The 22942-nt window shown below is 49.9% G+C and carries 25 protein-coding genes and 1 pseudogene; 22 read left to right on the top strand and 4 right to left on the bottom strand.

The features are described from left to right. Positions 1 to 57: 57 nt before the first annotated feature. From upp to D889_RS0107850, 11 genes and pseudogenes are all read left to right on the top strand, one after another. Entirely contained in the window at positions 58 to 687 is a 630-nt protein-coding gene (upp, locus tag D889_RS0107895) for a uracil phosphoribosyltransferase (protein WP_010630628.1), read from the top strand. Between the two features lie 467 nt (positions 688 to 1154). Next, positions 1155 to 1376, top strand: coding sequence for an AtpZ/AtpI family protein (locus D889_RS0107890; RefSeq protein ID WP_010630627.1), 222 nt, complete (start codon positions 1155 to 1157; stop codon positions 1374 to 1376). 17 nt (positions 1377 to 1393) lie between these two features. Next, a pseudogene (locus D889_RS15960) lies at positions 1394 to 1684 on the top strand (ATP synthase subunit I); the annotation flags it as partial. Positions 1685 to 1787: 103 nt separating this feature from the next. Further along, positions 1788 to 2528 carry a F0F1 ATP synthase subunit A gene (atpB, locus tag D889_RS0107885; protein ID WP_010630626.1) on the top strand — a complete coding sequence of 247 codons (741 nt, stop codon included), beginning with the start codon at positions 1788 to 1790 and terminating at the stop codon, positions 2526 to 2528. Between the two features lie 67 nt (positions 2529 to 2595). Next, positions 2596 to 2820, top strand: a complete 225-nt coding sequence (gene atpE, locus D889_RS0107880) for a F0F1 ATP synthase subunit C (protein ID WP_010630625.1) — start codon at positions 2596 to 2598, stop codon at positions 2818 to 2820. Positions 2821 to 2976: 156 nt separating this feature from the next. Then, positions 2977 to 3462 (top strand): F0F1 ATP synthase subunit B, encoded by a 486-nt coding sequence (gene atpF, locus D889_RS0107875; RefSeq protein ID WP_010630624.1) that lies wholly within the window; start codon positions 2977 to 2979, stop codon positions 3460 to 3462. Beyond that, entirely contained in the window at positions 3459 to 4004 is a 546-nt protein-coding gene (locus tag D889_RS0107870; RefSeq protein WP_010630623.1) for a F0F1 ATP synthase subunit delta, read from the top strand. Before atpF ends, D889_RS0107870 begins: the two co-directional genes overlap by 4 nt. Positions 4005 to 4011: 7 nt before the next feature. Continuing rightward, positions 4012 to 5526 carry a F0F1 ATP synthase subunit alpha gene (gene atpA, locus D889_RS0107865; RefSeq protein ID WP_010630622.1) on the top strand — a complete coding sequence of 505 codons (1515 nt, stop codon included), beginning with the start codon at positions 4012 to 4014 and terminating at the stop codon, positions 5524 to 5526. A 41-nt stretch (positions 5527 to 5567) separates the two neighbouring features. Next, a complete protein-coding gene (gene atpG, locus D889_RS0107860; protein WP_010630621.1) occupies positions 5568 to 6437 on the top strand; it encodes an ATP synthase F1 subunit gamma in 870 nt (289 codons plus the stop codon). Positions 6438 to 6541: 104 nt separating this feature from the next. Beyond that, positions 6542 to 7951 carry a F0F1 ATP synthase subunit beta gene (gene atpD, locus D889_RS0107855; protein WP_010630620.1) on the top strand — a complete coding sequence of 470 codons (1410 nt, stop codon included), beginning with the start codon at positions 6542 to 6544 and terminating at the stop codon, positions 7949 to 7951. A gap of 45 nt (positions 7952 to 7996) precedes the next feature. After that, positions 7997 to 8428, top strand: a complete 432-nt coding sequence (locus D889_RS0107850) for a F0F1 ATP synthase subunit epsilon (RefSeq protein ID WP_010630619.1) — start codon at positions 7997 to 7999, stop codon at positions 8426 to 8428. Positions 8429 to 8680: 252 nt separating this feature from the next. Here D889_RS0107850 and D889_RS0107845 read toward each other — a convergent pair whose 3' ends face one another. Further along, positions 8681 to 8974 carry a transposase gene (locus D889_RS0107845; RefSeq protein ID WP_010630618.1) on the bottom strand — a complete coding sequence of 98 codons (294 nt, stop codon included), beginning with the start codon at positions 8972 to 8974 and terminating at the stop codon, positions 8681 to 8683. 411 nt (positions 8975 to 9385) lie between these two features. Here D889_RS0107845 and D889_RS0107840 point away from each other — a divergent pair, with 411 nt between their 5' ends. From D889_RS0107840 to D889_RS0107785, 11 genes are all read left to right on the top strand, one after another. Further along, a complete protein-coding gene (locus tag D889_RS0107840; RefSeq protein WP_010630617.1) occupies positions 9386 to 9646 on the top strand; it encodes a DUF1146 domain-containing protein in 261 nt (86 codons plus the stop codon). 159 nt (positions 9647 to 9805) lie between these two features. Further along, positions 9806 to 10564, top strand: a complete 759-nt coding sequence (locus tag D889_RS0107835; protein WP_010630616.1) for a YwmB family TATA-box binding protein — start codon at positions 9806 to 9808, stop codon at positions 10562 to 10564. A 101-nt stretch (positions 10565 to 10665) separates the two neighbouring features. Then, positions 10666 to 12003, top strand: a complete 1338-nt coding sequence (murA, locus tag D889_RS0107830; RefSeq protein ID WP_010630615.1) for a UDP-N-acetylglucosamine 1-carboxyvinyltransferase — start codon at positions 10666 to 10668, stop codon at positions 12001 to 12003. Positions 12004 to 12392: 389 nt separating this feature from the next. Further along, positions 12393 to 13391 carry a stage II sporulation protein D gene (gene spoIID, locus D889_RS0107825; RefSeq protein ID WP_010630614.1) on the top strand — a complete coding sequence of 333 codons (999 nt, stop codon included), beginning with the start codon at positions 12393 to 12395 and terminating at the stop codon, positions 13389 to 13391. Between the two features lie 220 nt (positions 13392 to 13611). Further along, entirely contained in the window at positions 13612 to 14430 is an 819-nt protein-coding gene (locus tag D889_RS0107820) for a M23 family metallopeptidase (protein WP_010630613.1), read from the top strand. 464 nt (positions 14431 to 14894) lie between these two features. Further along, complete coding sequence (locus D889_RS0107810; protein WP_026038978.1) at positions 14895 to 15344, top strand: Lrp/AsnC family transcriptional regulator; 450 nt, start codon at positions 14895 to 14897, stop codon at positions 15342 to 15344. Positions 15345 to 15654: 310 nt separating this feature from the next. Further along, entirely contained in the window at positions 15655 to 17262 is a 1608-nt protein-coding gene (locus D889_RS0107805) for a gamma-glutamyltransferase family protein (protein ID WP_010630610.1), read from the top strand. A gap of 72 nt (positions 17263 to 17334) precedes the next feature. After that, a complete protein-coding gene (locus D889_RS0107800; protein ID WP_010630609.1) occupies positions 17335 to 18582 on the top strand; it encodes an MFS transporter in 1248 nt (415 codons plus the stop codon). 162 nt (positions 18583 to 18744) lie between these two features. After that, positions 18745 to 19311, top strand: coding sequence for a chromate transporter (locus D889_RS0107795; RefSeq protein ID WP_010630608.1), 567 nt, complete (start codon positions 18745 to 18747; stop codon positions 19309 to 19311). After that, the gene (locus D889_RS0107790; RefSeq protein ID WP_010630607.1) at positions 19308 to 19841 is read left to right on the top strand and encodes a chromate transporter; all 534 of its coding nucleotides are present in this window, start codon (positions 19308 to 19310) and stop codon (positions 19839 to 19841) included. The genes D889_RS0107795 and D889_RS0107790 overlap by 4 nt, the downstream gene beginning before the upstream one ends. 4 nt (positions 19842 to 19845) lie before the next feature. Continuing rightward, positions 19846 to 20310, top strand: a complete 465-nt coding sequence (locus tag D889_RS0107785) for a hypothetical protein (RefSeq protein ID WP_010630606.1) — start codon at positions 19846 to 19848, stop codon at positions 20308 to 20310. A 66-nt stretch (positions 20311 to 20376) separates the two neighbouring features. Here D889_RS0107785 and cysC read toward each other — a convergent pair whose 3' ends face one another. The 3 genes from cysC to D889_RS0107770 are packed head-to-tail and all read right to left on the bottom strand — an operon-like array spanning position 20377 to position 22893. Continuing rightward, positions 20377 to 20970, bottom strand: a complete 594-nt coding sequence (gene cysC / locus D889_RS0107780) for an adenylyl-sulfate kinase (protein WP_010630605.1) — start codon at positions 20968 to 20970, stop codon at positions 20377 to 20379. Positions 20971 to 20983: 13 nt separating this feature from the next. Next, positions 20984 to 22138: a sulfate adenylyltransferase gene (gene sat, locus D889_RS0107775; protein WP_010630604.1), complete on the bottom strand. Its 1155-nt coding sequence runs from the start codon at positions 22136 to 22138 to the stop codon at positions 20984 to 20986. A gap of 20 nt (positions 22139 to 22158) precedes the next feature. Then, a complete protein-coding gene (locus tag D889_RS0107770; RefSeq protein WP_010630603.1) occupies positions 22159 to 22893 on the bottom strand; it encodes a phosphoadenylyl-sulfate reductase in 735 nt (244 codons plus the stop codon). Between the last annotated feature and the right edge of the window lie 49 nt (positions 22894 to 22942).

The following is a 22942-nucleotide window of genomic DNA, read 5'->3' as shown; positions in this document are numbered from 1 at the left end:
CAGAAGGCTGCCGGTGCGTCATGCCGACAGTCCGACAGACAAATGGAGGAATCGAAAATGGGAAAACTGGTTGTTCTGAATCATCCCTTGATTCAGCACAAACTGACGATGATTCGCGATAAAAATACGGGAACGAAAGCGTTTCGCGAACTGGTCGATGAGGTCGCTACGCTGATGGCCTTTGAAATCACGCGCGATCTGCCGCTTGAAGAGACTGAAGTGGAGACACCGATCGCCAAAGCAAGGGCTTATCGCCTTTCAGGAAAGAAGCTGGGCATTGTGCCGGTGCTGCGCGCCGGGCTCGGCATGGTTGACGGGATGCTGAATCTGATTCCGGCAGCGAAGGTCGGTCATGTCGGATTGTTCCGCGATCCGAAGACCCTCAAACCGGTGGAATACTATTTCAAAATGCCGACGGATATCGCCGAACGCGACCTGATCATCGTTGATCCGATGCTGGCAACCGGCGGGACGGCCGTTGAAACGATTAAGCTGCTCAAGGAACACGGTGCCTCCAGTATTAAACTGATGTGCCTGATCGGCGCTCCGGAAGGGGTTAGAGCCGTTCAGGAGGCCCATCCGGATATTGATATTTATCTGGCGGCGCTCGATGAGAAGCTGAATGAGAACAGCTATATCGTTCCCGGATTGGGCGATGCCGGTGACCGCCTGTTTGGGACCAAATAACCGGATAGCGATCAAGAAAACAATTTTCAAAAATAAAACGTTTGCAAGATTATTATTTCGCTTTGTTGGCGATTTGTCACATTTTATCGGTGACGACATCCGGGTAAATGTTCTATATTTTAGATAAGCGAACAAGCAGAAAAAGTGACATGAAACATCATTTTTTCTGATAGAAAAAACTGATAAGGCAATAATGTGGCGTTTTATTGACAAAAAGATAACGCTTTCGTTAAAATGTATAGGTGATGCCCTTTTTTGAAACAGCTAATCGGTATGTTGTGCAGGAATGACCGGGAAGTTCAGAGGTATAAAATTGTGTGCATTCTGTGATCTGTCCTTGCTTTCCGGCGAACGTTTCGAATGTATTAAGTGTGTAAAGTGTGCGCAGGAGACATGCCGAAACGTGAACGAAAGCAGCTTTATACGTTAACCGGCACGGTACAGTGAGCGGCTGAGGGGGTTGCGGGATGAGCGGAAAGAAGCAGCAGACACCGCTGCAGATGGCGGCAATGGTCAGTGCCATGGGCTTCGAAATCTTTGCGTTCATCATCATCGGCGCCCTGGCCGGTAAATATCTGGACGGGCGGTTCGGATCGTCACACCTCTGGCTGCCGCTGTGCGCCGTTGCCGGATTCCTGTTCGGCCTGTTCAGCTGCTATTATACGCTGAAATCTTTTCTGAAGGACTGATCATGCGACGTCGATGAATCAAGTGGTACACCCGCACGACAGGGATTTTTGCGGTAATCTATCTGCTGATTTTCGGGTTAATCTGGTTTTTCACATCCTGGAAGGCGCTGGCAACCGGTGCTCTCCTCGGCGGATTAATCAGTTTATATAATATTTTCCATCTATCCTTTCGGCTCAAGATAGCCGGGCTTCGGGCGATTGCCGGTTCCCGGCCCGCAGGATTACATATGACCGGCCGTATCCTGACGGTGATTTTCGGCGCCCTGCTGGTCTGCCGGTTCCCGGCCCGTATTGACTATCGTTCCTTTGTGCTGTCGCTGCTGTTTGGTTACCTTTTAGCTGTGTCGGTGATCATTTTTTACTTATTTAAAAAGGGTAGCATAATGTCTGCGGATGAAAGGGGGGAGACTCTTGGATCTGACTCCGAAAGTAAAGTTTCTCGGAATGACATTCGATCTGACTGTCATTATCGGAAGCCTTGTTACAGCTGTGATCGTGTACTTTCTTGTTACTGCACTGACACGTCACCTGAGCATCCGTCCATCGGGAAAACAAAATGTAATGGAGTACATCATCGACTTCATCAATGGAATCACCGGCATTATGATGGAAAAGAAAGAGTCATATAAGTACATCAGTTTCGCATTGACCACTTTCTTTTTTATTATGATTGCCAATCTGCTTGGCGTTATTGTCATCGTTACAGCAACCGTGACTGGACCGATTCCGTCACTCGGAATTACGGCTGACATGCTGAAAACAACGCACTCTGTCAGCTGGTTCAAGTCACCGACTTCGGATCTGAATGTGACCGTTGCTATGGCGGGCGCAATCATGATCTATTCGCATCTTGCCGGTGCGGTAAAACATCCTCTGGTTTATGTGAAAGATTATTTCAAACCGTATTGGTGGATGCTTCCGTTTAACATCATTGATGAGCTGGCAAAACCGGTAACCCATGCGGCTCGACTTTGGGCCAACATTTTTGCCGGTGAAGTCCTGATCCTTATTTTACGGGAAGGTGCACTCTATCTGACAGCGGTTCCGCTTATCGTATGGATGGGATTCTCTGTCTTTGTCGGCTGCATTCAGGCGTACATCTTTACTGTTCTGGCGATGGTCTATATAGGGCAGAAAGTGTCCGCAGAATAGCCGTCCGTTTATGGGTATGAAGTTTTTGGGGTGGTACAAAACATAGACTTTTGGGAGGAATTTTTTTATGACTACAATTCTTGCTGGTGCACTGATGATCGGTTTTGGAGCTCTTGCAGCAGGTATCGGCGACAGTATTTTGTTTGCACGTTATATGGAAGGAATTGCTCGCCAACCGGAAGCAAGGGGTACACTTTTTGGCCAGACGATGATCCTGTTCGGTTTGATTGAAGCCCTGCCAATTATTTCAATTGCTTTTGGTATTCTGGTGCTCTTCGGCCTTGTTGGGTAATAAAAGAAATCAGGTGGCGCTGTAACCCGCGCTTACCTGCGGATATGATGATTCAGGAAGCGAGAGGCATGGTTCCGGCTTGTCCGGAGCTTTCCCCATGCCTGACAGAAAAAGTTTGACAGCAAAAAACAATTGGCGAAAGGAGTGGCAAAAGAAATGTCATTTTCCTTGGGAACAATTCTTGCCCAGATCGTGATTTTTCTGATTCTAATGGCACTTGTTGCCTGGAAGGCTGTCGGTCCGGTTGCTGCAATGATGAACAAGCGAAAGCAATATATTAATAATCAGATTACTGAAGCAGAGACCTCACGTGAAAAATCGCAGAAATATCTGGAGCAGCAGAAAGCAGAATTGGACAAGGCACGCCAGGAATCGCGTGAAATGATTGAGCAGGCGAAGAGTCAGGCAACTGCCGAATCGAAAAACGTGATCGAAGAGGCGAAGAAACACTCTGATCTGCTGATCAAAGAAGCGCATGACGACATCAGCCAGGAGAAAGCAAAAGCTATTGCCGCCATTCGTGACGAAGTGGCTGATCTATCCGTATTGCTGGCGTCGAAGATACTGGAGAAAGAGGTCAACGCGAAAGATTACTCTAAGGAAATTGATCAGCTGATGAAGCAGGTGGGGAATCAGCGATGAGCGAAATTGTAGCGAGCCGTTATGCAAAGGCGCTTTTTGAAGTTGCTGAAGAACGCGACGCCGTTGAACCGATTGAAACCCAGCTCGGCGCAGTGACGCAGACACTGGACAACAATCAGGATCTCAGGAGGGTGCTGGTGCATCCTCAGGTAAGTTCTGAAAATAAAAAAGCACTGGTTGGCAAGCTTTTTGAAGAAGATGCAGGTCTTGAAGTTTTGAATCTGCTGAGACTGCTCATCGACCGCAAACGCGAATCGATAATCGATGATGTGCTTGAAGCCTACACGCATATGGCGGATTTGAAGAGAGGCATCCTTGATGTGACCGTGACCACTGCGGTACCGCTTGACGAAGACGAGGAGAAGGATCTGGCTGCACGGCTGGAAAATGTCCTCGGGAAGAAGCTTCGCATGCATACCAGGGTGAATGAGAAAATTATCGGCGGCATCCTGCTCCGGATCGGCGACCGTCTCTATGACGGAACGATCGCCGGCAAACTGGCAGGCTTCAAACAGGAGATTAAAGTAGGTAAACAGGGGTGAAAATATCGTGAGCATTAAAGCGGAAGAAATCAGCTCACTGATCAAACAGCAGATTGAAAACTATCAATCCACTGTTGAAGTGAGCGAAGTCGGCACCGTCATCACGGTCGGCGACGGTATTGCCCGCGTCCACGGTCTCGACAGCGTTATGTCGGGCGAACTTGTCGAGTTCTCCAACGGGGTCATGGGCATGGCTCAGAACCTCGAAGAGGACAACGTCGGTATCGTCATCCTCGGTCCGTTTACGGATATCCACGAAGGTGACGAAGTCAAGAGAACCGGGCGAATCATGCAGGTTCCTGTCGGCGAGGCTCTGCTCGGCCGCGTCGTGAATCCGCTGGGCCAGCCGATCGACGGCAAAGGGCCGATTGTAACAGATAAGACGCGCCCTGTTGAAAAGAAAGCGCCGGGCGTTATGGAACGTAAACACGTTTCTGAACCGTTGCAGACCGGTATCAAAGCGATCGACGCAATGATTCCGATCGGCCGCGGCCAGCGTGAATTAATCATCGGCGACCGCCAGACCGGGAAAACAGCGATTGCCATCGATACGATTATTAACCAGAAAGATCAGGATGTCATCAGCATTTATGTCGCCATCGGCCAGAAGGAATCGACCGTTGCCGGCGTTGTAAAGACCTTGAAGAAATACGGCGTTATGGATAAAACGATTGTCGTTTCAGCGGGAGCTTCCGAACCTGCCCCGCTGCTTTATCTGGCGCCTTATGCCGGTGTCGCTATGGGCGAAGAGTTCATGTACAACGGCAAGCACGTATTGATTATTTATGATGATCTGTCCAAGCAGGCAGCAGCATACCGTGAACTTTCTTTGCTGCTTCGCCGTCCGCCGGGCCGTGAAGCATTCCCGGGCGACGTTTTCTACCTGCACTCAAGATTGCTGGAACGTGCGGCAAAACTGAGCGACAAACTCGGCGGCGGCTCAATCACCGCGATGCCGATCATTGAAACGCAGGCCGGGGATATTTCAGCCTATATCCCAACGAACGTTATTTCCATCACGGACGGTCAGATTTTCCTTGAATCGAACCTGTTCTATTCCGGTATCCGTCCGGCCGTTGATGCCGGTACTTCGGTATCCCGTGTCGGCGGCGACGCACAGGTCAAGGCGATGAAGAAAGTTGCCGGTACGCTGAAACTGGATTTGGCTTCTTACCGTGAACTGGAAGCTTTCTCCCAGTTCGGTTCCGATCTGGACAAGGTAACCAAAGCCAAGCTGGACCGCGGCAAGAGAACCGTCGAGATCTTGAAACAGGATCTGCACAATCCCTATCCTGTCGAAGATCAGGTGGCGGTACTCTATGCACTGACGCACGGCTATCTCGACGATGTCGCGATCTCTGACGTCAAACGCTTCGAAAAGGAACTGCTGGCTTATCTGAAGCAGAATAAAAAAGAAATTCTCGAAAGAATCAGGGAAAGCGGCAATCTTCCTGACGATAAACAGTTTGGCGAAGCAATCACCGCATTTAAAAAGACATTTGTGGCGTCCAAGGGCGAATAATTTTTAACGGATCAGTGACGTTAAAAAGGTGGTGAAAGAACATGCCTTCAATGCGTGAAATCAAGGAAAAGATCGCGTCGACCAAGCAGATGAGCAAGATCACCAAGGCGATGCAGATGGTTGCCGCTGCGCGGCTGAGCCGGGCGCAGCTGAGTGCCCAGAACTATGCAGCGTATGCCGGCAAACTGCGTGAAGTGGTGGCCAGCATTGCCAGCGCGATGCCAAAGGGCGGCGACAGCAAACATCCGATGCTCGCCACCCGTCCGGTGAAGAAGACCGCCTATCTGGTTCTGACGGAAAACCGCGGACTGGCCGGTGCGTATGACAGCAACGTGCTGAAATATGCGCAGAACCGGATCCGTGAAAAACATCAGTCGCCGGATGAATATACGGTGATTGTCACTGGAAAGATCGGCCTGAAATTTTTCACAAGACGGAACTATCCGGTTGTTTTCAGCAAAACGGATGTGGCCGATGAGATCAATTTTGACGATGCGGTGGCTTTTGCGCGCAAGGTGATCGACCTGTTCAATACGAAGAAAGTCGATGAACTGCATCTGATCTATAATCACTTTGTCAACGCGATTTCCCAGACGGTGGAAGACAAGCAGCTCTTGCCGCTCACCAACTTAACTGAAGGTCCGGCGAAGAAAACGAATTACATTTACGAACCGGATGAAGATGAAGTGCTGAAGAATCTGCTTCCGCTTTACGCTGAGGGGCAGATCTACGGCGCCCTGCTCGACGCCAAAGCAGCCGAACAGGCAGCACGGATGACGGCCATGCGCAGTGCTTCGGATAATGCCAGTGACATTATCGATCACCTGTCGCTGTCGTACAACCGTGCCCGTCAGGCGGCAATCACTCAGGAAATTACAGAAATTGTCGGCGGCGCTGCCGCACTCGAATAAATGTGTAGGCTCTGTTTAAACCGGACTTTATGCTCCCTTGAGCGAAGCATAACGGTTAGGAGTGAACAGAGCCAATGGATAAAAGGCTGATAGGAGGTAGTTCGATGAACAAAGGGTATGTGACTCAGGTAACCGGACCAGTCGTCGATGTTAAGTTCGACCGCGACAGTCTGCCTGACATTTACAATGCTCTGACCATTAATTACAAAGCCAAGTCCTCCAATGAAGCGAATATCCATCTGACGCTGGAGGTAGCACTTCACCTTGGCGATGATACTGTCCGCACCATTGCGATGGACTCGACAGATGGTCTTGTCCGCGGCATGGAAGTAATCGACACAGGTGCACCAATCTCTGTCCCTGTCGGCGACGCCACACTCGGAAGGGTGTTCAACGTCCTCGGCGAAGCGATTGACGGCAAGCCGATTGCGCCTGATGTTAAAAAAAGTTCAATTCATAAAGATCCTCCGAAATTCGCCGATCTGTCGACGAAAACGGAAGTTCTGGAAACCGGAATTAAAGTTATTGATTTGCTGACCCCATATATCAAAGGCGGCAAAATCGGACTGTTCGGTGGTGCCGGTGTCGGTAAAACCGTTCTGATTCAGGAACTGATTCACAATATTGCCGAAGAGCATCACGGCGTATCTGTATTCGCCGGTGTCGGCGAACGGACCCGTGAAGGTAATGACCTGTACTATGAAATGACGGATTCAGGAGTGATCAAGCAGACCGCGATGGTGTTCGGCCAGATGAACGAGCCGCCGGGTGCCCGTATGCGTGTGGCGCTGTCCGGTCTGACGATGGCGGAATATTTCCGTGACGTCGAAGGCCAGGACGTGCTGCTGTTCATTGATAACATCTTCCGTTTCACTCAGGCCGGCTCGGAAGTTTCCGCGCTGCTTGGCCGTCTGCCGTCTGCCGTTGGCTATCAGCCGACGCTGGCAACAGAAATGGGCCGCCTGCAGGAACGGATTACATCAACGAAAAAGGGCTCGGTTACCTCAATTCAGGCCGTTTATGTGCCTGCCGATGACTATACCGACCCGGCTCCTGCAACCACATTCTCACACCTGGACGCGACGACCAACCTGGAACGTTCACTGACCCAGATCGGTATTTATCCGGCCGTGGATCCACTGGCTTCAACATCCCGCGCGCTGTCGCCGGACATTGTCGGTGAAGAACACTACGAAGTTGCCGAACGCGTTCAGCAGACGCTGCAGCGTTATCGTGAACTTCAGGATATCATCGCCATCCTTGGTATGGATGAACTCTCCGACGAAGACAAACTGACCGTCAGCCGTGCCCGCCGCGTTCAGTTCTTCCTCGGCCAGAACTTCCACGTCGCCGAGCAGTTCACCGGTGTTCCCGGATCTTACGTTCCTGTCGAAGACACGATCAAGGGATTCAAGGGCATCCTGGACGGCAAATATGACGACGTTCCTGAAGAAGCATTCCGTAACACAGGAACGATTGCGGATGTTCTGGAAAGAGCGAAACAACTGGCCTGATGCGCAGTCTAATCGCCGCGCAGGCCGGACAAAGGGGGCTGGCAGATGAGCACAGTGCATACGGATATCGTCACACCCGCAGGCAAGGTGTATGAAGGAGACGTTCACATGGTCTGTGTACGGGCCACAAGCGGCGAGATGGGCGTACTTCCCCATCATATTCCGCTTGTTGCGCCGCTGGAAATCGCCTTGGTCCGTCTGAAACATGAAGATGAGAAAAAGGTGGATTACGTCGCCGTTCATGGCGGCTTCATCCAGGTCAGCCGTGACAAGGTCACGATCCTTTCGGAAGCCGCTGAAAAGAAAGACGACATTGATGTCGCCCGTGCGGAAAAAGCAAGAGATCTTGCCAGGAAGCAGCTCGGCACACTGCACGAAACCTCTCCGGGTTACGACAGTGCGATGCGTCGTCTGAAGCGTTCCGAGCTGCGTATTTCCACCGCCGCCATCAAGGAAGACGCCGTGCCGAACAAATAAATCCGGATACAAAAAAAGGAGCTCAGAGATGGGCTTCTCTTTTTTGTGCAGTCACTGATCCCGCTTCTCATCTAATTCGGCTGAAAATGGCGAAATCGGCTGATATATACCCAAATCGCCCGCAAATGAAATGGCTGCGCTCGTGCACCTATCTGTTTAAGCACAGTTCTTTAAAAAATTGCCATCTTTTATCCCGGGAACCGATCAATTTTTAGGAAAGCCGCGAAAAAACCGGCATATCCATTTCTGCTTTCACGATTCATCTTGGCCCCTGAGAAACTGCATCGTTCGCTTCAGAAGCTCATTTTCCCGATCAATTTGTTTCATTTCTTTGATGTAAGCGGCTTTGGCCTTTTCGAGTTCCTCCCGGTTCGGCGTCCGCTTCACGTCTGTCGTATGACGCGCCGCTCTATATGCAGCCACCCAGCGGCTGATCGTGGAGTCCGGCAGTCCCTTTTCAAGTGCCACATCGTGCGCTGCCCTGTGTCCATCCACAATCAATTTTGCGATCGATTCCCGGAATTCCCGGCTATGATGCTTACCCACCTTCTTCACATCCTCTTTCGTAAAATTGCATTTATCGCGATCTTGGTTACCCGTTGATTGAAGCTGAAGGTGCGAGATTCCTGCGGGAAAAGCGAGCGCCTGCAGCGGAAATCAACAATATGGCAAAATGACGAAACGAAGCGCTCTTCCTGTCTTATTTCGACCGAATCCGCAGATCATTACAGCTCCAGTTTCTACCTGTCAAAAATGTAATGAAATTCGAGAAATCTGTATTAATTCTGAAAAAACAATCATTTAGATTATTGTGGTTATTTTCCCAAAATCGCGTTAAAATAAAATTGTTTAAGAAATATTAACTTTTGATTACAGATTGATTACAAACAGGAGATGGATGCACATTCCCGAACCGCAGAAACAATATCCGGTTCATGAAAGGGTAACGAGCATTACATGATCAATCAGGCAGGTGGCAAGAAAGTGACGACAATTGGGGTACAGGCACTGTTAAATATCTTCGTGAATCTCCTGGTCCTCGTCCTCACATGGTGGGCGCTTCAGAGTCTTAAATTTGATCTGCTGTTCCGGCACCCGAAGTCATTACAGGCCAGGATTTGTTACATTCTTCTGGCACTTGCCATCAGCCATCCGGTCGCACAGTTTCTGATTGACTACATGAACTGGTCACTGATGCTGCCGCATATTTACGGATGAGCGCAGTGGCAAACCTGCGAGTAAGCCGAAAGTCCCGGATTTCCTCATGGCGGAGATGTCGTCCATCGGGGAAATCGGGCTGGTTTTGACGAAAAGTTCCACGTATGCAGCCCTCCTTCTGCCGGCCATACTTAAGGCAGGGAGAGAGGTGCGTACGGAATGAAGAAGACACTGATTCTGACTTTTATGGTGTGGCTGTTGATCCTGACAGCCGGCACCGGAGCCGAGGGAAAGACGGGAACAACCGGGAGTAGAACGGATCCCGTCGGACGCATCGGGCAGTTTGCCCAGCTGCTGGAAAAGGATCATGCAGAAGTTTCCGGCTGGACAGTATATGCTCGTGAGGAACACTCGGCGCTGCTGACAAAAACACAGTTTGAACGATATGTGAGTAAGGAACGCAACAACTTTTCAACAGGTAACTGGACGGCTTTCAGTAAGCATGGCGGCATCCTCGTCCGGCAGGCACGGAAACGGGCCGGTACGGGTGAGACGGCGCAGCTGACATATCTTGCCTATCCGGTCGGAAAACTTTACCGGACGGCGACGCTTTATCAGGTTCAAAGCGAAAAATATAACCGGAACATCTGGCCGGTACAGGAAAAAAAGATTCATGGTGAGATCACCGAAATTTTTCATCGTCAAGTGCAGATATTCTCTTGTGTCAGAGCTCAGGACCATGCTAGAATGAAACTTGGCTTATCAAGCCGGGGGGATCGTTATCTCAACTTTTTCAATGCGGTTCCCGTTGAACGGTTAAGCGAAAAAACCTTTGTTTCGATTTCCGCATATAATGCGATATGGAATGATCAGATACGATCCGGAAACCGGCCGGTTAATTTGCAGGTGGCTCTGCGTGATGACGGACAGAAAACCGTGATTACGCTCGGTACGCCGATTATCACTCTGGAATATTGAATTACATCAGTCCGCGCCTGAGGGGGACGTGTCTCCCCGGCACGGCCGGTGGCTCACTCGGATCGAGCGAAGAGATATAAGGACGCGGAGGGGAAAAGGTTTTGGAAAAGATAATTATTCGTGGAGGAAAACGGCTTTCTGGATCTGTGAAAATTGAAGGCGCGAAAAACGCGGTACTCCCCGTCATCGCCGCTTCGATGCTGGCCAGTATCGGAACAAGCAAAATATATAATGTACCGGAACTGGCCGATGTATACACGATTAATGAAGTATTACGTTATTTGAACGTATCGGTAAATTATAAAAACAAGACGATTGTCGCCAACGCGGATGCGGATCCTTACACGGAAGCGCCATTTGAATATGTCCGGAAGATGCGGGCTTCATTCCTCGTTATGGGACCGCTGCTTGCCAGAGTCGGTCATGCGAAAATTGCCCTGCCCGGCGGCTGCGCCATCGGTTCACGGCCGATCGACCAGCACCTGAAAGGTTTCGAGGCCATGGGTGCCAGGGTAAAAATCGGCAACGGGTCGATCGAAGCAAGCGTGGAAGGCAAACTAAAGGGTACGGTCATCTATCTTGATTTCCCAAGCGTCGGTGCCACGGAGAACATTATCATGGCTGCTTCACTGGCTGAAGGCGAAACGGTCCTTGAGAACGCCGCCTGCGAGCCGGAAATTGTCAATCTTGCTCAGTACCTGAATGCCATGGGCGCACGCGTCAGCGGCGCCGGCACCGGCCGCATCACGATTGAAGGCGTGGATCAGCTCCATGGCGCGGAACACACGATTCTGCCCGACCGGATCGAAGCCGGCACCTATATGATCGCTGCAGCCATCACCGGCGGCAACGTGCTCGTTGAAGATTCCGATGTTGACGATTTGCGTCCGCTGATTGCCAAACTGCGCGAAGCCGGCGTGACCGTCAACGAAGAAGAGGGCGGACTTCGCGTCATCGGCCCCGATCACCTCAAAGCGGTCGATATCAAGACAATGCCGCATCCGGGCTTCCCAACCGATCTTCAGGCGCCGATGATGGCCCTGATGCTGAAAGCAGAAGGCATTTCCGTGATCACCGAAACGGTATTTGAGAACCGCTTCATGCACGTTGAAGAATTCCGCCGCATGAATGCATCGATCAAAATTGACGGCCGTTCCGCGATCATCAGCGGCCCCGACGACCTGCAGGGTGCCGAGGTTGCAGCGACCGATCTGCGCGCCGGTGCTGCCCTGGTCATCGCCGGCCTGGCCGCGAAGGGACACACCAAGGTCAGAAGGCTGCACCACATTGACCGCGGTTACGTCAATCTCACCGGCAAGCTCAGAGCACTGGGCGCCGACATTGAACGTGTTCGTGTCGACGAAGAGAAGCATGAGATTCCTGCCGCTGAACCTGAAGCCATCCATCCTCAGATCAGCGCCGATCCGAAATTTGCGTAACAACATGATCAAACCACCGAGGCGCGCAACCGCGTTCCTCATTCCCAATAATTTACGGTTACATAATCCTCAGACCGACCGGTTTTTACCCCGGCCGGTTTTTTCTATTCTATTGATACTTTATTGTTTGGAGGAAAGGGTGCGACACGCCTGCGGCATCAGCGAGTCGATCGAGGCTCGTCGATCGCCGGCGGACACCTGCAAAGGAGCGACGTCCGCCCAATCAGGATTATATGCTGCGTGCCATCATTTATGACTCAAAAAAGACAAGTCCCTGCGAACAGTCAGAATTCAAGCGGATTTTTCCACGGCCGGGATGGCCCGGCTTCTAAATGGCGGAAGCGGAGCATATCATCCAGTAAAAAACAAACCTGCACCGGAGGAATTCCATGAAGAAAAAAGCCGCACTGCTTCTCGCCTTTGTACTCGTTATCCTCCTGGTACCCACGATTATTGTTTCTCCATTCATTCACAAGCCGCCGGTCCAGTCGGCAACCTTGCAGTTACCCAGCGCCGTTCCAGACAAAAGTCCGAATCCGGATCCCGCCGTCACTGTTTCCGTTCGTCGCTCGGCTACCGGGATCACCGAGCGGGTCGGTCTGAACCAGTACCTGATTGGTGTCGTCGGCTCGGAAATGCCGGCTGCCTTTCAGCCGCAGGCACTTGAAGCCCAGGCGCTGGCGGCCCGGACCTACATTGTCGCCCGCCTGGTCAGCAACCCGGCGGCACGCGTCACCGACACCGTCAGCAATCAGGTCTATAACAGCCCTCAGGAGCTCAAAAGAATCTGGGGAAAAGACTATGCGTGGCGGATTCGCAAGATCACCAAAGCCGTGGAGGCCACCGACAATCAGGTGATTACCTATCGGGGCAAACTGATCACGCCGCTCTTTTTCTCGACGAGCAACGGCCGGACAGCTAATGCTTCCGATTACTGGACCACGGATGTCCCATACCTGAAGTCCGTTCCGAGTCCATGGGATAAACTGTCGCCGAAATATAAAAGGGAAAAGAAAATCAGTGCCGCCGATGCCGAATCGGCACTGGGGGTCGCGCTGCCGGTTCAGGACGGTACCGTCGGCCATGTTGTCGCGCGGACCGGCGCCGGCTATATCGCCCGGTTCAAGATCGGCGGCCGCACGTTCACCGGACGCCAGATCCGGGAAAAGTTGAACCTCAGCTCGTCCGATTTCCGGCTGACCAGGAAAGGAAATACAATCATTGCCGACACGACCGGCAACGGCCACGGTGTCGGAATGAGCCAGTATGGCGCTCAGGGCATGGCCCGCACTGGAAAAACGGCATCACAGATCATCGCCTATTACTACCGCGGCACGCAAATCAGCCGGATGACCGTGACCTCCGGCAGGGCCACGGTTCTGAAATAGCCCCCCTGCTGGAGTCACCATTTTCTTCGGCGGACCCGAAACAGCTGTGCCGCAAACTTGCGGCAACGCACGCTGAAGAGATGCGATTCTCATAAAATAGCGGAATCCACAGTACATTTTTAAAAAAATTAGCAGGTTTTTAGAAAAATGGTTGATTTTTTGCATTCTGAGGTATAGATCACCGGCAATCTGATCAGACTGGTTGCTGAGGTGATACAAGTTGACAGAAAACAAGAATCAGAAACAACTGCAGGAAAAAGAGCTGTCCGGTCTGCGCAAGCTGGCCAAACGGCGCTGGTTCTATCCCGCATTATATTTATGCGTTGCGTCGCTGATCCTTACCGGTATGCTGATTTATCAGGTAAGCGGGACCAGTCAGACCAGCAGTAAGAAGGAACAGGACCAGGTGGTGTTCAATCAGAACAAGCCGACCAACCCGCTGAATGCCGGTGAAGAAGTTTTCGAGTGGCCGTCGGAACAGGCAACAACCAAAGTGGTTCAGCCATTCTATGATTCCGCCGGTACCCAGCAGGAACAGCAAGCTGCTCTCGTAAACTATAACAACACGTTCGTTCAGAATACGGGCATCAACATCGGGGCGAAGAATGATCAGTCGTTTACGGTAACGGCAGCGCTGAGCGGCAAGGTCGTCACGGTGAAAAAGGACAGTCTGCTCGGCAAGGTCGTGACGCTGCAGCACAGTAACGGCGTGACCACCCTGTACCAGAGCCTGGCATCCACTTATGTTAAGTTGGGACAGAAAGTCAAACAGGGCGACGTGATCGGCACAGCCGGTACCGAAGCGATCAACAAACCGATGGGCGTTCATGCACACTTTGAAATCCGCAAGAACGGAATTCCCGTTAATCCGGAGACAAGCATGAACAAAGCGACCGCCGACATTAAAGCGGTAACGGTCGGTGCGCAGTCCACAATGGGCGTGACGTCCGGCACGGATGCGGCGACAACATCGGGCAGTACGGCAACACCGGCACACGGCCCGGCAAACGGCGCAACAGGCACCGGTCTCGGCCGATAAACAAATCTTTCATTCCCGCGATACGCAGATGCGTGTCGCTTTTTTTGATGCCCGAAACAGGGCATTTTCCTTCCATAAAATGGTTCACCGCTGGATTTTTATCCGTAACGGCTGGATTTTCTCTGATCACGGCTGGATTTCTGTCGTTTACGGCTGGATTTTACGCTGGGACGGCCGGATTTTGCACTGTGCTCACGCGTCAACGATTAGCTGATCCGCACAGAGAAGGGGAAAAGTATTTATCAGAAAATACTGTTAAATGTATTGAAGGTTATTGCGCATTGTAATTTAAGAAGTTTAAAATGGATAAGTATAGCAAGGAAGTCCAAAAAGAAAGCACCATCTTAGTGCAGAAGGGAGAGCTCCGGCTGTCGGGATAAGATACAGCAGGATCATTCTCAGTATCACTGGCTTCGTAAAAAATTAGTACAAATCCTGAAAGTTTCCGCCAGCCGGTCAAAAATATGAATCTGGATGAGACAGACCGCAATATACTTACGTGTTTATCAAAAGACGGAAGAATGTCTTATGTTGAAATTGGTAAGAGCCTCAACCTTTCAAGAGTAGCGATTCGCGAAAGGGTACAACAGATGATAAAAAACGGGGTCATTGAAAAATTCAGCGTAGTGATCAATTCAACTTTGGCCGGAGAAACAGTTTCTGCTTTTTTTGAAGTTGAATGTGACCCTTCGGCATTGGTCTCTGTGGCCCGCAAGCTGGCAGCCAATGAGAACGTGGCGAGCTGTTACCAGATGACTGGGCCGAGCATGCTTCATGTCCATGTGCTCGTCGAAGACTTCAAAGAACTTGAAAAGTTTACAAATAAAGAACTCTATTCAATGAAAGGGATCACGAGCGTTAACAGTCATATCTTGCTGAGAAGATTTAAGAGTCGAACAGGAATGACGTTATAATTATCTGAAAGTCAGGATACATAGATTAATGTTGATGCCACAGGAGAAGATATTTCCGTGGCATTTTTGTCTATAAAATGAATAATTAGAAAAATTATAATCATTAAATATTTAGAAAAATATATTGAATTATTAAAGATAAAGTCATATAATCATTTTTAATGATTGTATCAATTGTTAACAATATTTATGTTTATCATTAATTATTGATGAATTTATATCCCATAATTGTTACATAAAGAAATATAAATATCGATAAATAAACATGAAGTGAAATAATTGAAAATTTTGACTAAAGGAGAAACTGAGAATGTTTGATTATGATTTTCAGCCTTATCACACTTACCGCGTACCGGCTTTTTCAAGAATGGGGATGGTAGCGACAAGTCAGCCGCTCGCTGCGCAAGCAGGTCTTGAGATGCTTAAAAATGGTGGAAATGCAATTGATGCAGCAGTTGCAACCGCTGCATGCCTGTCAGTGGTTGAACCCACATCAAATGGAATAGGAAGTGATGCTTTTGCGTTAGTATGGGCTAATGGAAAACTTCATGGCCTTAACGCGAGTGGTATCGCGCCTCAGTCAATATCAATTGAAGCTATCAAACAACGTGGCTTTAAATCTATGCCTGTTCACGGTTTAGAACCGGTTATGGTTCCCGGGGCACCGGCAGCATGGGCTGAATGTATCCGCAGATTTGGGAAAAAAAGCTTGAAAGAGGTGATGCAGCCGGCAATTAATTATGCAGAAAATGGATTCCCCGTCTCTACAGTTGTAGCAAAAAACTGGAAGCTGAATTTTGAGCAATATAATGAAACACTCAAAGACCCTATGTTTAAGCCGTGGTTCGAGATGTTTGCACCGGGGGGCAGACCACCTAGAGCAGGGGACATGTGGTCTTCACAAGATCAGGCGCAAAGTCTGAGTATAATAGCTGAGACAGATGCTTCTGATTTTTATAAGGGTGAACTTGCAGATCGGATTGACCGATTTTCCCGAGATCATGGGGGCTTTATCAGGAGAAGCGACTTGGAAACTTATAGACCGGTATGGGTCAATCCCATCTCAGTAAACTATCGGGGCTATGACATTTGGGAGATGCCGCCGAATGGGCAAGGGCTTGTCACTCTTATAGCTTTGAATATCTTAAAACAGTTTCATTTTGATTATAAAGATAGTGTCAACACATACCATAAGCAAATAGAAGCACTGAAACTGGCTTTTATAGATGGTGAGAAATATATTACCGATCCTCGGGATATGGGTGATGAAGTCTCAGAGCTTCTGTCAGAAACTTATGCCGAAAAGCGGAGTCGATTGATCGATGAGGAAGCCATTGAACCTATTCCGGGTACTCTGCCAAAAGGTGGAACCGTCTACCTGGCTACGGCAGATAAAGAAGGAAACATGGTCTCGTTTATTCAGAGTAATTATAAAGGCTTCGGTTCGGGGATTGTCATCCCGGGTACTGGCATTTCTCTTCAAAACAGAGGGCATTCATTTTCCCTTGATCAAAGCGATGCGAATTCGCTAGCTCCAGGAAAGAAAACGTATCACACGATTATCCCGGGGTTTATGACAAAGAATGGACAGGCTTTAGGAGCGTTTGGAGTCATGGGTGAATATATGCAGCCGCAGGGACATCTGCAAGTCGTGACCAACATGATTGATTTTCACCTCCATCCTCAGGCAGCGCTCGACGCACCAAGATGGCAATGGATCAGTGGAAAAACAATTTTAGTTGAACCCGATTTTCCTGAATATATAGCGCAGGCTTTAAAACGTCGTGGGCATCAAATTAAAGTTGCTCTTGACAGAGGCCTGTTTGGCAGAGGACAGATTATTTTAAGAAACCAGCATTCTGGTGTTTTTGTCGGGGGAACCGAGCCAAGAGCAGACGGTGAAGTTGCCGTCTGGTAACTGATTATTCATGGTGCGCGCAGATTTAATCAGCCTTCATGGAATGAAAATGATATCTGGGAGGGCGTCAGATTGGAAAATACGAAGAAAAATTATGCATTGGTGATTATTCTATTTTCACTCGGTTGGGCATTTATGTATGCAGATCGCAATATCCTGTCACCAGTTATGAATATCATTGGTCAGGATTGGCATCTTTCAAAAAGTGAGCTAGGCTTAATGTCGACAGTTTTTTTCATTACGTATGCATTGATGCAAGTACCTGCCGGGTTCCTGGCAGATCGTTTCGGAAGAATGAAAGTACTTGTTGCAGGATATATTTTATTTGGTATCGGTACATTAATGAGCGGGCTGGTTACAGGTCTTGGAATTTTTCTGATTGTTCGGGCCATAACAGGAATAGGAGAAGGAACTTATTATAGTCCACAATACGCAGTTTCCTCTGATATTATTCCCAAAAAATATCGCGGCGTTTCTTCAGCGATTATTAATAGTGGGATGGCACTGGGAATTTCTTTAGGCTTTATCGCATCAAGTTACCTTACCTTTTCTCTACATCAGAAATGGCAGATCTCATTTATGTTGTTTGGTGTTTTAACAGCCGTAGTTGCCATTCTGATTGGCATCTTTATAAAAGACAAGAAAAATGATTCGAAGAAAAAAGCAATAAAAAAACAACCTGTTCCTATAGATATGAGGGTGCTTTTTAGTAAAAACCATATATTCACGTACATCATTATATTTTGTTCACTTTACGGATTCTTCGGAATGTTGACATGGCTTCCCTATTACCTACAGACAGCCAGAGGGGTCAGCGGGACGCAGACAGGCATTATTGCCTCGCTTGTGCCCTGGGCATCGATACCCGGAGCCATCATCTTCGGATATATCTCAGATCGAATTAAGAATAAAAAGCCGTTAATCTTTTTTCTTTCAATACTTGGGGCGATTTGTCAGTTTGTTATACCATATAGTCAGAGTTATTCATTAATGATCATTGGACTGATCGTTTACGGGTTGGTTGGAAAGCTGGCACTTGATCCCATACTGGTCTCTTACGTGGCAGAAAATACCCCATCACTGATGTACTCAAGAGCATTTGGGATTTTCAATTTTGCAGGAGTGCTTTCTTCGGTCTTCGCTCCTTACATTACAGGATATTTTGCTGATATCACGGGTAGTCTTCAGGCAGGATTCTATATATCAGGGGTACTGTTGCTCATCGGGGGAGTATTGTTCCTGTTTACTAATAAAGAACCAGACGTTCCTGAATCGAAAATACCCAATTTTGGAAATACGATGTTACCAAGAAACAATTGATTCACAATATAAATATATAGTTAACAAAGTAGCGATATAATAAAAAAATGGATTTACTAATAGATGGTTTATTTTGAGCACACTTGCACAGAAGGGTATGGATTCGATGTGTCAGGGCAACAAAGAGAGAATAGAACAAAAAACGACAGAAGTAAAAAGTCGATGAGGATTTATTTTGACATCTTCATCGCATTTTTTCGTTCCAGTATTCTCAGTTTTGGCGGCGGCCCGGTCGGCATTCCGCTGATTGAAGAAGAGGTTGTTAAAAAGTATCACTGGATGACGCTTGAGGAATTCGGTGATCTGGTGGCGATCGCCAATGCGCTGCCGGGGCCGATCAACACCAAACTGGCGGGCTACATCGGCTGGCGGATCAAAGGAGCAGCCGGCATGCTGCTGGCTCTGGTCGCCTGCGTATTCCCGATCGTGATTGTATTGATCCTTCTGCTCGGGTTTTTGACACGCTTTCAGGATCAGCGCTGGGTGCGCGGCATGACGCAGGCCGTGCTGCCCGTCGTTGGTGTCCTGATGGCCCAGCTGACCTGGCGGTTCGTGACCAGTGCCAAAAAGGGTATGGGCTGGACGCTCACTCTGATCCTGATTGCCGCCAGCTTCATCCTGATGGAACTGCTGCATATTCAGGCGCCGATCCTGATCGCACTGACGCTGCTCTTTGTGCTGCTGAAACCATGGAAACAGAGAAGCAAAAAAGAGGGGGCGTCCAAATGACGACCCTCTGGCACATTTTTCTCGCCTTTTTCATCCCCGGAATTCTCGGATACGGGGGCGGTCCGGCGTCGATTCCGCTGATTGAAAACGAAGTGGTCGACCATTATCACTGGATGTCGGTCACCACATTCAGCAATGTCCTGGCGTTTGGAAACTCGCTGCCGGGACCGATTGCTCCGGAACTGGCGGGTTATATCGGCTATCATGTCGGCGGGGTGGCCGGTTCGCTGATGGCGATGTTCGCAACGATCGCCCCGTCGCTGCTCTTGCTGATCGTTCTGCTCCGCCTGCTTTACACATTCAAGGATTCACCGAAAGTCAAATGGCTCACCCTGCTGATCCGCCCGATTATTGTCGTCATGCTCGGCATGATGGCCTGGAATTTCTTTGCAACAGCGAATCAGGGATCCGGATGGCTGCCGATGGTGCTGATCGGCGCAGGCGCTTTCATCCTGATGCAGCGGTTCCGCATTCATCCTGCCTTCATCATCGCCGGCGCCCTGTTGATCGGCGCCTTGTTTATGGGGTGATTATATGCACTTCTGGAGAATTTCTAAATATGACCCGGCCAAAAAACACGCCGACGGAAGCGATGCGGATGCAAGCGAATCGACGTCGTCTTCAGACAGCGAAAAGTCAGTCGGTGAGAAGGATGATCTGCAGACGGAGAAAAAATATCTTCAGGCAATCCGATCTTTTGCAGAAGAACTGGGGATTACGAAAGTTGTGCTCCGCGATCTCGAAACGGATTCACAGGCGGGCCATTTTTTCAGTATCTGGGTGAATCAAAAGATCACACTAAAGGATGCACTAAAGCTTTCCAGGTGGGCGCTGAGGGAAAAGCTTCGCTGTAAGCTGGAAGTCCCGGATGTGTTCTTCGTTCACTTCGGATATGATGATTACATGTACATTGGTGCTTGTGAAGACTGCCCTGAAGCAAAGGAAAAGGTGTTCGCTTCAGGTTTGTTTGTTGCGGATTTCCGGTCACCCTATTCATGAAAAAAAGCTGTCCCCGGTTGGAGACAGTTTTTTCATAATCGTAAACAGAACGTGGCATCGGAGGGGTCAATGAATGATACTCTTTTCTTTTAAATAGGAGAGGATGGTTTCCGTGCTCTCTTCCAGTGTCTGATGCTCCGTGTCGACCGTCAATTCTGGCGCTTCCGGCGCTTCATAAGGCGAATCAATACCGGTGAAAGACGGAATGACGCTGGCCCGTGCTTTTTGATACAGGCCCTTCGGATCGCGGGATTCGCAGACGTCGAGCGCACATTTGACGTAGACCTCAATAAATTCGCCGGATGCCAATCGTTTTCTGGCGGAGAGGCGATCGCTCCGGAACGGCGAAATGAATGCCGTCAGCACGATCGCGTTACTGTCGACGAACAGCTTGGCGACTTCGCCGATCCGGCGGATGTTCTCCTGCCGGTCCGCATCGGAGAAACCGAGATCGCGGTTCAGTCCGCTGCGGATATTGTCCCCGTCCAGCAGATAGGTGCGGTGTCCGGCAGTGAACAGGGCAGCCTCGACGCGGTTGGCAAGCGTCGACTTTCCGGATCCGGAAAGCCCGGTCAGCCAGATGACCGCACCTTTCTGGCCGCTCTGTTTTTCCCGGTCTGCTTTGGTGACGGTTGTCTTGTGCCAGACAATGTTTCCCATTTGTTCAGCCTCCTTAATGCCCGATGGTTTCGGTTTTGACATGCAGCCCCTGAATCAATGTATCGACGACCTCAGGACGGCTGAAGGTTTCCGGGGGACGGATGCCACTGCGCAGCATTTCCCGGACTTTAGTGCCGGAGAGGGCGACATGGAATGATTCGGGATGCGGGCATGTTTTGTTGGAGGCCATTCCACCGCACTTTTTACAGTAGAAACTGTTCTCAAAAAACAGGGTCCGGATGTCCAGCTCATCACGCGTGAAATTTGAAAAGATTTTCTGCGCATCGTAGGTCCCATAATAATTCTTGACGCCGGCGTGATCCCGGCCGACGATAAAGTGCGTGCAGCCGAAATTTTTCCGGCAGATCGCATGGAACACCGCTTCTCTCGGCCCTGCATAGCGCATGGCGGCGGGGAAGACAGCAAATGCGGTGCGCGCTTTGACATAATAGTTGTCGATCAGTACATGGTAGCTGCGCATCCGGATATCTGCGGGAATATCATCTTTCTTTGTCTCCCCGACCAGTGGGTTGATAAAAAGGCCGTCAATCGTTTCCAGCGCGGTTTTCTGAATATATTCGTGCGCGCGATGGATCGGATTCCGTGTCTGAAAGCCGACAATCGTTTTCCAGCCTTTGCGGTCGAACAGGGCTCGCGTTTCGGCGGGATCCAGAAAGTCTGCCGCGAATTCCGCCGGGTGTTCCGAGCGCCGGATCAGTTTGACCGGTCCGGACAAGTAGACGTCGCCCCGGTCGAACAGCCGCCGGACGCCGGGATGCTCCCGATCTGTGGTCAGATAGACATGCTTTGCTTCCCATGCCTTATCCGGCCTGAATTTTCCGGTCACTTCAAGCGTGCCGTAGACAGTGCCCTGATAATCCAGCTTCACAAGATCGCCGGCAGCCACACTGCCGGCAACCGATTCGCTGACCGGCAGCGTGATCGGGAGCGTCCAGGCCAGCCCGTTTTTCAGCCGCATCTTTTCAACGACAGAATGATAGTTTTCTTCATCGATGAATCCGGTCAGCGGACTGTATGTGCCGTTGGCGATAAGCTCCAGATCGCTTAAGGACACGCGGTCGATCGGAATCGTTTTCTGAATGTTGCTGACGTCTTCGCCAAATGCCTGACGGTTAATTAATGTACCGCCATGAGGTAAACCTGCCATCTTTTATTCCCACCTTTTGATTATTCTTTGACATCATTCTTCAGATGGAGACCGCACTCGGTTTTATCGAAGGAGCTCCATCGTCCTGCCCGCTGGTCTTCGCCCGGTTTCACCGGTAATGTACAGTAAGCACAGCCGATGCTCGGGTAATGCTGATCATGCAGCGGATTATAGGGCAGATCATGAGCATGGACGTAGTCCCACACTTGTGCCCATGTCCAGTAGATCAGCGGACAGATCTTGACTGACTGAAATTTTTCATCCCTATTAATGAACTGAACGTTCCGCCGTGTCGGCGACTGCTCATGACGCAGCCCGGAGATCCAGGCATCATAGTGGCTGAGCTGCTTGCGCAGCGGGTCGACTTTCCGCAGCTGGCAGCATAGATCGGGCCGCCGCGTCCATAACTTTTCACCATACTTCTCGGCCTGCTGTTCAGGCGTCAGATCCGGTTTCTGGCGGATGATCCGGAGCTGCGGATAGCGGGCCTGGACACGGTCGACCAGTTCATACGTTTCTTTAAAATGGAAATCCGTGTCGAGAAAAATCACTGCCGCATCCGGTTTCACCCGGGTGATCAGGTCAATCAGGACAATCCCTTCAACACCGAAACTGCACGAGTAGGCGACGCGCTCCCCGTAGGTGCCATACGTCCATCTCAGCACATCCAGTGCGCCATGATAAACCGGATCAGCCGTGAATTCAGGGAGATGCTGCCCGGTCCAGTTTGCGTAACTCAATAATTCCTGTCCCAATGGTCATTCCTCCTTCAGCGGGGACCTGTCCGAAAGCCGTAGCTTCTTG

The organism is Sporolactobacillus vineae DSM 21990 = SL153 (genome assembly GCF_000377985.1).
Taxonomy (GTDB): domain Bacteria; phylum Bacillota; class Bacilli; order Bacillales; family Sporolactobacillaceae; genus Sporolactobacillus; species Sporolactobacillus vineae.
This window is presented reverse-complemented; position numbering and strand designations above follow the sequence as displayed.